Below are 11,567 nucleotides of genomic sequence, written 5' to 3'. Positions count from 1 at the left end.
CTCGCCCGCCGGCGGCCCTACGGCAGCGCCAGCATCCGCTCCAGCGCGACCTTCGAGAACGCCGCCACCTCCGGATCCACCTCGATCCGGTTGACGACCTTGCCCTCCGCCAGGGACTCCAGCGCCCACACCAGGTGCGGCAGGTCGATGCGGTTCATGGTCGAGCAGAAGCACACCGTCCGGTCGAGGAAGACGATCTCCTTGCCCTCCGCCGCGAAACGGTTCGCCAGCCGCCGCACCAGGTTCAGCTCGGTGCCCACGGCCCACTTCGACCCGGCCGGGGCGGCCTCCAGCGTCTTGATGATGTACTCGGTGGAGCCCACGTGGTCGGCGGCGGCCACGACCTCGTGCCGGCACTCGGGGTGCACGAGCACGTTGACGCCGGGTATGCGCTCCCGCACCTCGCGGACCGACTCCAGCGAGAAGCGCCCGTGCACGGAGCAGTGCCCGCGCCACAGGATCATCCTGGCGTCGCGCAGCTGCCCGGCCGTGAGCCCGCCACCGGGCTTGTGCGGGTTGTAGACGACGCAGTCGTCGAGGGACATGCCCATGTCGCGCACGGCGGTGTTGCGCCCGAGGTGCTGGTCCGGCAGGAAGAGCACCTTCTCGCCCTGCTCGAAGGCCCACCTCAGCGCCCGCTCCGCGTTGGAGGAGGTGCAGATGGTGCCCCCGTGCTTGCCGGTGAAGGCCTTGATGTCGGCGGAGGAGTTCATGTACGAGACGGGCACGGTCACGTCCGCGACGCCCGCCTCGGTCAGGACGTCCCAGCACTCGGCGACCTGCTCGGCGGTGGCCATGTCGGCCATCGAGCAGCCGGCGGCCAGGTCCGGCAGGACGACCTGCTGGGCGTCGGAGGTGAGGATGTCGGCCGACTCCGCCATGAAGTGCACACCGCAGAAGACGATGTACTCCGCGTCGGGCCGCGCCGCCGCGTCCCGCGCGAGCTTGAAGGAGTCCCCGGTGACGTCCGCGAACGCGATGACCTCGTCGCGCTGGTAGTGGTGGCCGAGGACGAAGACCTTGTCCCCGAGCTTCGCCTTGGCGGCGCGGGCCCGCTCCACCAGGTCCGGGTCGGACGGCGCCGGCAGGTCGCCGGGGCACTCCACTCCGCGCTCGCTGCGCGGGTCGGACTCGCGGCCCAGCAGCAGGAGGGCGAGGGGCGACGGGGTGGGGGCCTGGAATTCCAAGGGCTGGGCGGTGGTCACGACACGCACCCTTTCTGTTCTGCCGACGTAATCGTCAAATTGACGCTATCTATCATAGCCGCTTCGCGTCACTTTGACGATGCCCATTGCGTCGATGTGACGCATTCGCACACGCCCCGGGATGTGCGAGCATGAAAGGCGGAAACCAACGGCCGGACCCGGAATGAATCCCGGGCTCCGTCGGTTCAGCCGAGGGCAAGCAGTCCGCACGAAACCCGGGAGTGAAGCAGATGTCCGTTCAGGACGAGAAGACCACGGTGAGCGACGGCATCCTCCTGTCCGATGCCGCTGCCGCGAAGGTCAAGAGCCTGCTGGAGCAGGAGGGCCGTGACGACCTCGCCCTGCGCGTCGCCGTCCAGCCCGGCGGCTGCTCCGGCCTGCGCTACCAGCTCTTCTTCGACGAGCGCTCGCTCGACGGCGACGTCGTGAAGGACTTCGGCGGTGTCAAGGTCGTCACCGACCGCATGAGCGCCCCGTACCTGAACGGTGCCTCGATCGACTTCGTCGACACCATCGAGAAGCAGGGCTTCACCATCGACAACCCTAACGCCACCGGCTCCTGCGCCTGCGGCGACTCCTTCAACTGACCGCGCGCACGAGGCGGGTGTCCCCACCGGGGCACCCGCCTCCGCCGTACGGTCACCCCCTGGGCACCGGCTCGCCGGTGAGCACGTCCACGACCTTCCGTCCGTCGAGCGGCTCCTCCAGCGCGACGTTCCGGTCGTACTCCCGCGCCGCCAGCACACAGGGACGGCCCGGCTCCCGCTCGGTCCCGGTGACCTTGACCGTCACCGCCGCCGCCGACTGCACCGCCGACGCCGCGTAGTCGCTGCACATCCCGCCCCAGAAGCGCAGGGTGAGCCGCTTGCCGTCCGTGCGGTACGAGGTGACGTGCGCCGGCGCGGCCGGCGACGGCTTCTTCGGGCCCGCGCCCTTGACCAGGTACGCCGGGTCCACGGCCGGCTGGGCCAGCGTCACCGTCGCCCCGCCGCCCACCTCCGCGGCGAACAGCCACGACGGCACCAGGGCCGGCCGCCCGCCCACCGACTGCCCGGACAGCGCGAACGTCGCCCCCCGTATCACCACCGGATCCCGCGCCGGCGGGGCGGAACCACAGGGCGCCGCCGCCCCGTCCGTCCCCAGCGGCACCGGCGTCGCGCAGTCGCCCGGCGGCCGCGGCCGGGCCGGGGCGCCCGCCCGGTTCAGCTCCTCCAGCGCCCGCGCGGCACTCACCACCGGGTAGTCGTGCCCCTTCGCCGGCAGCCGCACCTGCCCGCTCCCGCCGGAGAGCCGGCCGTCCGCCGCGACCTGGAGCGCGGTCTGCCAGCCGTACGTCGGCAGCCCGTCCACCACCGGATCCGCCGTGACGGACCGCACCGCGCCGAAGACCCGGTCCGCGCCGACCTTCGCGTCCTTCAGCCCGAGCGCCTCCAGCACCGGCCGGGCGGCGGCCCGCGCCCGCTCCTCCGGCACCGGCCGCGACGCCGCCGGGTCCGAGCCGCCGGGACGGTCCCGGTGCGACGGGCACGGCGGCGCCCCCTCGCCCGGGGTGTCCTTCCCCGGATGCACACAGGGCGTACCGCCCGCGAGCCCGTACCGGGAGTACGACCAGTTCCCCGGCCCCTTCGCCCCCACTCGCAGCATCGGCCCCGACCGCCCGCCGACGGTCCACAGCCCGTCCGCGAGCCGCGGCTCGCCCGCCACCCCCAACGCCCGTGCCAGCCGGGCCACTTCGTCCCGCGTGACCTCGCCGCTCGACAGGTGCACCGCCGCGCTGCGCGGCCCCTCCGGCAGCCTGCCCGCCGCCCGGTAACGGGTCCCGCCGGGATCCGGCTCGCCCACCGCTATGCCCGGCCCCGGCCCCCCGGCGGGTGCCGGTCCGGAGCCGTCCAGCGCCAGCGGCGGGGGAGTGCCCCGGGCCGCGGCCGGCGCGGGGGTGCCGTCGTCGTCGCCCGCCGCGACGGCCCAGTACGCTCCGCCGCCCCCGGCCAGCAGCACGGCCGCCGCGACCGACGCGACCACCGGAGGCGAGTACGCCCGCCGCCGTGTCCCGGAGGTGCCGTCCTCGGTGCCCACCACATCGCTCCTTCACTGCGCTCCTGCCGGCGTCGTCCCCGTCGGCACCCCCGTGGGAAAGGGGGCGCCGGTGGGACGGGGCACAGGAGCGGGCGGTTCCACCGCGGGCCGGGGCCGGCGTCAGCCGCCGTACTCGGCCATCCCGGCCACCAGCCGGGCGGCCCCCTCCGGGACGCGGACCCCGCGCGGCTCCGGGGCGCCCCCGGCCCCGTCCTCCTCGCCCGTCGCGGGCACCCTCCAGTGCGGCAGCATCCCCGCGCAGTCCCGGCGCAGCGCGGCCATCCCGTACGGCTCGGCCGGTGCCTGGGTGACGTGCTTCACATGGGTCCGCATGAGCGCACCGTACTCAGCGGGGGCCCGGCCGAGTAGGCCCCGGGGTCGGGTAGATTCAGCCAGTCGTGGCGAGATCCTTACTGGTACCCGGGGCTGGAACGGGTAGCGTGGTCTGGCCTTTCTCGTTCGCCGATTCTCCCACCGACTCGCCCCGCAAGGAGCAGATCCGCCGTGCGTATCGCTGTCACCGGTTCCATCGCTACCGATCACCTGATGACGTTCCCCGGCCGCTTCGCCGACCAGCTCGTGGCGGACCAGCTGCACACGGTCTCCCTTTCCTTCCTCGTGGACGACCTCGACGTCCGGCGCGGCGGCGTCGGCCCGAACATCTGCTTCGGCATGGGCGTCCTGGGCCTGCGCCCGATCCTCGTCGGCGCCGCCGGCGAGGACTTCGCCGACTACCGCGCCTGGCTCGACCGCCACGGCGTCGACACCGACTCGGTCCACATCTCCGAGGTCCTGCACACCGCCCGGTTCGTGTGCACCACGGACACCGACCACAACCAGATCGCGTCCTTCTACACCGGCGCCATGAGCGAGGCCCGCCTCATCGAGCTCCAGCCGGTCGCCGAGCGCGTCGGCGGCCTCGACCTGGTGCTCATCGGGGCCGACGACCCCGAGGCGATGCTGCGTCACACGGAGGAGTGCCGGACCCGGGGCATCCCCTTCGCCGCCGACCCCTCCCAGCAGCTGGCCCGCATGGAGGGCGACGACATCCGCCAGCTCGTCGAGGGCGCCGCCTACCTGTTCACCAACGAGTACGAGAAGGCCCTCATCGAGTCCAAGACCGGCTGGACCGGGGACGAGATCCTCGCCAAGGTCGGCACCCGCGTCACCACCCTGGGCCCCCGCGGCGTCCGCATCGAGCGCGCGGGCGAGCCGGCCATCGAGGTCGGCTGCGCCGAGGAGCAGGCGAAGGTCGACCCGACCGGGGTCGGCGACGCCTTCCGCGCGGGCTTCCTCGCGGGGCTCACCTGGAAGCTCTCCCTGGAGCGCGCGGCCCAGCTCGGCTGCATGCTGGCCACGCTCGTCATCGAGACCCTCGGCACCCAGGAGTACGAACTGCGCCGCGGCCACTTCATGGAGCGCTTCACCAAGGCGTACGGCCACGAGGCCGCGGCCGACATCCAGCAGCACCTGCTGGTCTGACCCCTCGCCGGGCGCCGGACGGGCGGCTCCAGCCCGTCCGGCGCCCGCGCGGCGTCCCCCTACGAACGGCGCCGCACCGTGTAGGCCACCCCGCCCTCCACCGCTCGCTCCCCCACGTACTCCTGCCCCCGCATCCCGCACCACGCCGGCACGTCGAGCCGGGCCGCCTCGTCGTCGGACAGCACGGTCACGAGCCCGCCCACCGGCACGTCCCCGAAGACCTTCGCCAGCTCGATCACGGGAATCGGGCACCGCTTCCCGAGCGCGTCCACCACGAGCTCCGTCCCCGCCGGGGAAACGGACGCCGGCGCCTCCGAAGGCGCCCCGAGATGCTCGCGCACCCCCGCGACGACCCCCGGCAGGACGTCGAGGAAGCGCTCGACGTCCGCCGCGTCCGTCCCCCACGGCAACGACACCCGCACGTTCCCCTCCGACAACACCCCCATCGCGCGCAGCACATGACTCGGCTCCAGGGTGCTCGACGTGCACGACGAGCCGGAGGAGACCGAAAACCCCTCCCGGTCCAGCGCGTGCAGCAGCGCCTCGCCGTCGACATAGAGACAGGAGAACGTGACCAGATGCGGCAGCCGCCGCACCGGGTCGCCGACCACCTCCACGTCGGGGACGAGCTCCGGCACCCGCGCCCGCACCCGGTCCACCAGCGCGCGCAGCCGCGCCGCCTCCGCCGCGGCCTCGGCGCGCACGGCCCGCAGCGAGGCCGCCGCCGCGACGACCGCGGGCAGGTCGGGGAAGCCCGGCGCCCGGCCGTGCTCGCGCTCGTCCGCCGGCCGGCGCGCCGCGAACCGCACGCCCTTGCGCACCGCCAGCAGCCCCACCCCGGGCGGCCCGCCCCACTTGTGCGCGCTGGCGGTCAGCAGCGACCAGCCCCCGGGCACCGGGCCCCAGCCGAGCGACTGGGCCGCGTCCACCAGCAGCGGCACCCCGGCCTTCCGGCAGGCCTCCGCGGCCTCGGCGACGGGCTGTTCGGTGCCGACCTCGTGGTTGGCGGACTGCAGCGCGGCCAGCGCGGTGTCCGGCCGCAGGGCGGCCGCGTACTCCCCGGCGGACACCCGGCCGGTGCGGTCCACCGGCACCCGGGTGACGCTGCCGCCCTCCGCCTCCAGGGCCTCGGCCGCGTGCAGGACGGCGGAGTGCTCGACGGCGGCGACGACGAGATGACGGCCGGTCCGGCGGCGGCCGGCGAGGGCGCCCGCGATGCCGTCGTGCAGGGCGCGGGTACCCGAAGGGGTGAAGACGAGTTCGTCCGGACGGCAGCCGGCCTCCGCGGCGGCGGCCTCGCGCGCGGCGTCGAGCAGCAGCCGCGCCCGGCGGCCCTCCCGGTAGAGGCGGGCGGGGTCGGCCCAGCCCTCGTCGAGGGCGGCGAGCAGCGCCTGACGGGCGACGGGGTGCAGGGGAGCGGCGGAAGCGGCGTCGAAGTAGGGCACGCGACCGAACCTAGCGCGGCCTTCCGCCGCGCGCGGCCCGGGCCTGACGGTCCCCCAGGTGCCGCCGCGCAGCGGTCACGGCGGCGCCGTCACGTCCGCCGCGGAGCCTTCCGGGGGCTTGTGGGGACTCTTGGGGGAGCCGCCCGGCGCGTTGGGCACCCTCCCCGCGCGACCCCAAATAGCGTCCAGTAGGGTTTGGTCCGCATAAACATCCAAACCCTGCCCGCAGCGGGCCGGCGACCGACCGAGACGGCCGCAGCCGGCCGCGCGGGCGAGACTCTCGGGAAGGCGCTACGTGAGTCCCAACGGCTCCGACCGCTCGTCGCGGCGCCCGGTGCGGCGGAAGCTGCTGCAGGCGCTGGCCGCGGGCGCTGTTCTGGCGACCGCCACCGGTTGCACATCGAAGGACTTTCCCCGCCTCGGAATGCCCACTCCCGTCACGGAGGAGGCGCCGCGGATCCTCTCCCTGTGGCAGGGCTCGTGGGCCGCCGCCCTCGCGGTCGGCGTCCTGGTGTGGGGGCTTATTCTCTGGAGCGTCATCTTCCACCGGCGCAGCCGGAGCAAGATCGAGGTTCCCACCCAGACCCGGTACAACGTCCCCCTGGAGACGCTGTACACCGTGGTCCCGATCCTCATCGTGTCGGTGCTCTTCTACTTCACGGCCCGCGATGAGAACAAGCTCCTGACCAACCCGGACAAGCCCAAGCACGTCGTGAACGTGGTGGGCTTCCAGTGGAGCTGGGCCTTCAACTACATGGAGACCGCCCAGGGCCAGAAGCCGGGCCAGGACCTGCGCAAGCTCAAGGAGCTCGACGCCATCCCGGACCGGTTCCTGAAGAAGGCCCCGGCGAACGCGGCCGGTGTCTACGACGTCGGCACCCCGGGCACGCGGAACCCGCAGAACGGCATGCCCGGCCCGACGCTGTGGCTGCCCAAGGGCGAGACGGTCGAGTTCGTGCTGACCTCCCGCGACGTCGCCCACTCCTTCTGGGTGGTGCCGTTCCTGATGAAGCAGGACGTCCTGCCGGGGCACACCAACAGCTTCACGGTGACCCCCAACCGGGAGGGCACCTTCAGGGGCAAGTGCGCCGAGCTCTGCGGGCAGGACCACTCGCGGATGCTCTTCAACGTCAAGGTCGTCTCCCCTGAGCGCTACCAGAAGCACCTCAAGGAGCTGGCCGACAAGGGGCAGACCGGCTACGTGCCGGCGGGCATCGCGCTGTCGGATCACGCGAAGAACGCGGAGACCAAGAACAAGTGAGCATCCTCAACGAACCCCAGGGTGCCGCCGCATCTGACACGGCAGCACCGCCTGTTCGCACCAAGGCGCCAGGCAACGTGGTGGTCAAGTGGCTGACCACCACCGACCACAAGACGATCGGGTCGCTGTACCTGATCACGTCGTTCGCGTTCTTCTGCATCGGCGGTCTGATGGCGCTGCTGATGCGCGCCGAACTGGCCCGTCCCGGCACGCAGATCATGTCGAACGAGCAGTTCAACCAGGCGTTCACGATGCACGGCACGATCATGCTGCTGATGTTCGCGACGCCGCTGTTCTCCGGCTTCGCGAACTGGATCATGCCGCTGCAGATCGGCGCGCCCGACGTGGCGTTCCCGCGGCTGAACATGTTCGCCTACTGGCTGTACCTGTTCGGCTCGCTGATCGCGGTCGGTGGCTTCCTCACCCCGCAGGGCGCCGCCGACTTCGGCTGGTTCGCCTACTCGCCGCTGACCGACAGCGCCCACTCGCCGGGTCTCGGCGCCGACCTGTGGATCCTGGGTCTGGCGATGTCCGGCTTCGGCACCATCCTCGGTGCGGTCAACTTCATCACCACCATCATCTGCATGCGCGCGCCCGGCATGACGATGTTCCGCATGCCGATCTTCACCTGGAACGTCCTGCTGACCGGTGTGCTGGTCCTGCTGGCCTTCCCGGTGCTGGCGGCCGCGCTGTTCGCCCTGGAGGCGGACCGCAAGTTCGGCGCCCACATCTTCGACGCGGCCAACGGCGGCGTCCTGCTGTGGCAGCACCTCTTCTGGTTCTTCGGCCACCCCGAGGTGTACATCATCGCCCTGCCGTTCTTCGGCATCATCTCCGAGGTCATCCCGGTCTTCTCCCGCAAGCCGATGTTCGGTTACTGGGGTCTGATCGCGGCGACCATCTCCATCGCCGGCCTCTCGGTGACGGTGTGGGCGCACCACATGTACGTGACCGGCGGTGTGCTGCTGCCGTTCTTCTCCTTCATGACCTTCCTGATCGCGGTCCCGACCGGTGTGAAGTTCTTCAACTGGATCGGCACCATGTGGAAGGGCTCGCTGTCCTTCGAGACCCCGATGCTGTGGGCCGTCGGCTTCCTGATCACCTTCACCTTCGGTGGTCTGACCGGCGTCATCCTGGCCTCGCCGCCGATGGACTTCCACGTCTCCGACTCGTACTTCGTCGTCGCGCACTTCCACTACGTCATCTTCGGCACCGTGGTCTTCGCGATGTTCTCCGGATTCCACTTCTGGTGGCCGAAGTTCACGGGCAAGATGCTGGACGAGCGCCTCGGCAAGATCACCTTCTGGACGCTGTTCGTCGGCTTCCACGGCACGTTCCTCGTCCAGCACTGGCTGGGCGCCGAGGGCATGCCGCGCCGGTACGCCGACTACCTGGCCGCCGACGGCTGGACGACGCTGAACACCATCTCCACGATCAGCTCGTTCCTGCTCGGCCTGTCGATCCTGCCGTTCTTCTACAACGTCTGGAAGACCGCCAAGTACGGCAAGAAGGTCGAGGTCGACGACCCCTGGGGCTACGGCCGTTCGCTGGAGTGGGCGACCTCCTGCCCGCCGCCGCGGCACAACTTCCTCACGCTGCCGCGCATCCGGTCGGAATCCCCGGCGTTCGACCTGCACCACCCCGAGATCGCCGCTCTCGAGCTGGAGCACAATCTCGCTGACAAGGACAAGGCCCTCGCGGGTGGCAAGGAGGCCGGCAAGTGAAGATCCAAGGCCGGATGTTCATCTGGCTCTCCGTCTTCATCCTGGCCATGGCCGTCGTCTACGGCGTGTGGTCGAAGGAGCCGGCGGGCACGACCGCCCTGTTCCTGGCCTTCGGTCTGTGCGTCATGGTCGGCTACTACCTGGCGTTCACCGCGCGCCGGGTGGACGCCGGCGCGCAGGACAACAAGAACGCGGACGTCGCGGACGACGCCGGTGAGCTGGGCTTCTTCGCCCCGCACAGCTGGCAGCCGCTGTCCCTGGCCATCGGTGGCGCCTTTGCCTTCCTGGCCATCGCGGTCGGCTGGTGGCTGATGTTCTTCTCGGCCCCGCTGATCATGATCGGCCTCTTCGGCTGGGTGTTCGAGTTCTACCGCGGCGAGAACCAGAACCAGTAAGGGCTCCCGCCCACGGCCGGGCCCCGCGCACCCTCCGGTGCGCGGGGCCCGGCCGTTCGCGCACCCGCACCACCCGTTCGCACGCTCCCCACGGGCCGCGGCGGACGGACCTTCCTACCGTGGGGAGCATGAGCCTGACTCCTCGACGCCGCACGGTGCTCGGCGGCGTGCTGCTGCTGGTCCCGCTGGCGCTGGGAGGCACCGCCTGCAGCTCCGCCAACCCCCTGGCGGAGGCGCCCTACGAGGCCACCGACGTCCGACTGAAGGGCGCCGAGGACGGCGCGAAGGCCGACCCGGCCAACCCCCTGGAGGTCGAGGCCACCGGCGACGACCGGATCACCGACGTCGTCGCCACGGACGCCGCCGGGCGCTACGTGGCCGGCGAACTGCTCCCGGACGGCAGCGGCTGGCGCAGCACCGGCTCGCTCGCGGCCGGCGCGCACTACACGGTCCGGGTGAGCACCGAGGACGACAACGGCGCCCAGGGCCGCCGTACGATCGGTTTCGACACCGGCCCGGCCACCCGGCTGCTGACCGTCACGTTCGGCCCCAAGAGCGGCACCTACGGCGTCGGACAGCCCGTCACCGCCGAACTCAGCACCCCCGTGCAGACCCCCGCCGCCCGCGCCGTCGTGGAGCGCACCCTGCACGTCGACTCCCGCCCCGCCGTCCAGGGCGCCTGGCACTGGGTGAACAACCGCGTCCTGCACTACCGTCCGCAGGACTACTGGCCGCCGCACGCCACCATCGACGTCCACGCCTCGCTGGACGGCATCAAGGTGGGCGGCGGCATGTACGGGGGCCCGTCCAGGCCGGTGCGCCTGACCACCGGCGACCGGGTGGAGGCCATCACCGACGCCGCCGGGCACTACATGACCGTCCTGAGGAACGGCCAGGAGATCCGCTCCATCCCCGTCACCACCGGCAAGCCCGGCTACGCCACCCGCAACGGGGTCAAGGTGGTCCTCGGGCAGGAATCCTTCGTACGGATGCGCGGCGAGACGATCGGCATCGCGGAGGGCAGCGCCGACTCCTACGACCTGCCGGTCCACTGGGCCACCCGGGTCACCTGGAGCGGGGAGTACGTGCACGCCGCGCCCTGGTCGGTGGACTCGCAGGGGCTGGACAACGTCAGCCACGGCTGCACCGGGATGTCCACCGAGAACGCCAAGTGGTTCTTCGACAACGTCCGGGTCGGGGACATCGTCAAGGTGGTGGGCAGCACGGGCGCCACCATGACGCCGTTCGACAACGGCTTCGGCGACTGGAACATGCCCTGGGAGGAGTGGCGTCAGGGCAGCGCCCTCGCCGCCGGCAAGCGGGAGGGCGCCGGCGCCGCCGACGCGGCGCGGCTGCGGCCGCGGGTGGCCTGAGGGGACTCCGGCGGGCTAGGACGCCGCCGGGACGCGCTCGCGCAGCAGCTCCGCCAGGGAGGCGGCGAAGGCGACGGGGTCCACCGGGTGCGTGACGGCGGCGTCGGCCCGGCTCCAGGTGGCCAGCCAGGCGTCCTGCGGGCGGCCCATCAGCACCAGCACCGGCGGGCACTGGAAGACCTCGTCCTTGAGCTGCCGGCACACGCCCAGCCCGCCCGCGGGGGCCGTCTCGCCGTCCAGGACGCAGACGTCGACCCGCCGTTCGGAGAGGAGCCGCAGCAGGCCGGGGAGGGTCGCGCACTCCACGTACTCCACGGGCGGCACGTCCGGCGCCGGGCGCCGCCCGCCCGCCAGCCGCACCTGCTCGCGGGTGTTCGCGTCGTCGCTGTAGACCAGCACGGTGGCCGTCGGCTGCATGCGTTTCCTCCAGTTCACCCAGCAGTTCACCCAAAGGATCGTTGCGCGGATGCTACTGCCCGCACGGCCGCCCGGAGGAGGGTCCGGAGGTCACCGTTCCCTCCGACACGGCGTCATCACCGGTTCGGGCGACCTCTTCACCGGGGCGGACGAGCAGCGCATACGCCCTTGACACACCGAACGGCACCC

Annotated in this window: 11 protein-coding genes; 6 read left to right on the top strand and 5 right to left on the bottom strand. The window is 72.1% G+C overall.

The genetic code is table 11. The features are described 5' to 3' along the window. Positions 1-17: 17 nt before the first annotated feature. Positions 18-1,205: a quinolinate synthase NadA gene (gene nadA / locus AC230_RS08865; protein ID WP_049715518.1), complete on the bottom strand. Its 1,188-nt coding sequence runs from the start codon at positions 1,203-1,205 to the stop codon at positions 18-20. Positions 1,206-1,435: 230 nt separating this feature from the next. On the opposite strand from nadA, the gene AC230_RS08860 reads away from it, so the two are divergent. After that, a complete protein-coding gene (locus AC230_RS08860) occupies positions 1,436-1,792 on the top strand; it encodes a HesB/IscA family protein (protein ID WP_049715853.1) in 357 nt (118 codons plus the stop codon). A gap of 52 nt (positions 1,793-1,844) precedes the next feature. On the opposite strand, the gene AC230_RS08855 is transcribed toward AC230_RS08860, so the two are convergent. Continuing rightward, positions 1,845-3,281, bottom strand: coding sequence for a hypothetical protein (locus AC230_RS08855; protein WP_049715517.1), 1,437 nt, complete (start codon positions 3,279-3,281; stop codon positions 1,845-1,847). A 120-nt stretch (positions 3,282-3,401) separates the two neighbouring features. Continuing rightward, on the bottom strand, positions 3,402-3,614 hold the full coding sequence (locus AC230_RS08850) for a hypothetical protein (protein ID WP_049715516.1): 213 nt from the start codon (positions 3,612-3,614) through the stop codon (positions 3,402-3,404). Between the two features lie 171 nt (positions 3,615-3,785). On the opposite strand from AC230_RS08850, the gene AC230_RS08845 reads away from it, so the two are divergent. Then, a complete protein-coding gene (locus AC230_RS08845) occupies positions 3,786-4,763 on the top strand; it encodes a carbohydrate kinase family protein (RefSeq protein WP_049715515.1) in 978 nt (325 codons plus the stop codon). A 59-nt stretch (positions 4,764-4,822) separates the two neighbouring features. On the opposite strand, the gene AC230_RS08840 is transcribed toward AC230_RS08845, so the two are convergent. Continuing rightward, a complete protein-coding gene (locus tag AC230_RS08840) occupies positions 4,823-6,208 on the bottom strand; it encodes a cysteine desulfurase/sulfurtransferase TusA family protein (RefSeq protein ID WP_049715514.1) in 1,386 nt (461 codons plus the stop codon). A gap of 295 nt (positions 6,209-6,503) precedes the next feature. On the opposite strand from AC230_RS08840, the gene ctaC reads away from it, so the two are divergent. The 4 genes from ctaC (at position 6,504) to AC230_RS08820 (ending at position 10,961) form a co-directional block, all read left to right on the top strand. After that, positions 6,504-7,469 (top strand): aa3-type cytochrome oxidase subunit II, encoded by a 966-nt coding sequence (gene ctaC / locus AC230_RS08835; protein ID WP_049715513.1) that lies wholly within the window; start codon positions 6,504-6,506, stop codon positions 7,467-7,469. Further along, entirely contained in the window at positions 7,466-9,193 is a 1,728-nt protein-coding gene (ctaD, locus tag AC230_RS08830; protein ID WP_049715512.1) for an aa3-type cytochrome oxidase subunit I, read from the top strand. The genes ctaC and ctaD overlap by 4 nt, the downstream gene beginning before the upstream one ends. After that, positions 9,190-9,588: a cytochrome c oxidase subunit 4 gene (locus AC230_RS08825; protein WP_049715511.1), complete on the top strand. Its 399-nt coding sequence runs from the start codon at positions 9,190-9,192 to the stop codon at positions 9,586-9,588. Before ctaD ends, AC230_RS08825 begins: the two co-directional genes overlap by 4 nt. Before the next feature lie 128 nt (positions 9,589-9,716). Continuing rightward, positions 9,717-10,961, top strand: a complete 1,245-nt coding sequence (locus tag AC230_RS08820; RefSeq protein ID WP_049715510.1) for a L,D-transpeptidase — start codon at positions 9,717-9,719, stop codon at positions 10,959-10,961. Between the two features lie 15 nt (positions 10,962-10,976). Here AC230_RS08820 and AC230_RS08815 read toward each other — a convergent pair whose 3' ends face one another. Next, entirely contained in the window at positions 10,977-11,378 is a 402-nt protein-coding gene (locus tag AC230_RS08815) for a response regulator transcription factor (protein WP_049715509.1), read from the bottom strand. Positions 11,379-11,567 lie beyond the last annotated feature (189 nt).

Source organism: Streptomyces caatingaensis, from assembly GCF_001187435.1.
Taxonomy (GTDB): Bacteria; Actinomycetota; Actinomycetes; order Streptomycetales; family Streptomycetaceae; genus Streptomyces; species Streptomyces caatingaensis.
This window is presented reverse-complemented; position numbering and strand designations above follow the sequence as displayed.

What these genes read in the sequence shown, in the direction of transcription:
- AC230_RS08815 (WP_049715509.1), bottom strand. Translation starts at nt 11,378, where the DNA reads ATGCAGCCGACGGCCACCGTGCTGGTCTACAGCGACGACGCGAACACC.
- AC230_RS08850 (WP_049715516.1), bottom strand. Translation starts at nt 3,614, where the DNA reads ATGCGGACCCATGTGAAGCACGTCACCCAGGCACCGGCCGAGCCGTAC.
- AC230_RS08820 (WP_049715510.1), top strand. Translation starts at nt 9,717, where the DNA reads ATGAGCCTGACTCCTCGACGCCGCACGGTGCTCGGCGGCGTGCTGCTG.
- AC230_RS08860 (WP_049715853.1), top strand. Translation starts at nt 1,436, where the DNA reads ATGTCCGTTCAGGACGAGAAGACCACGGTGAGCGACGGCATCCTCCTG.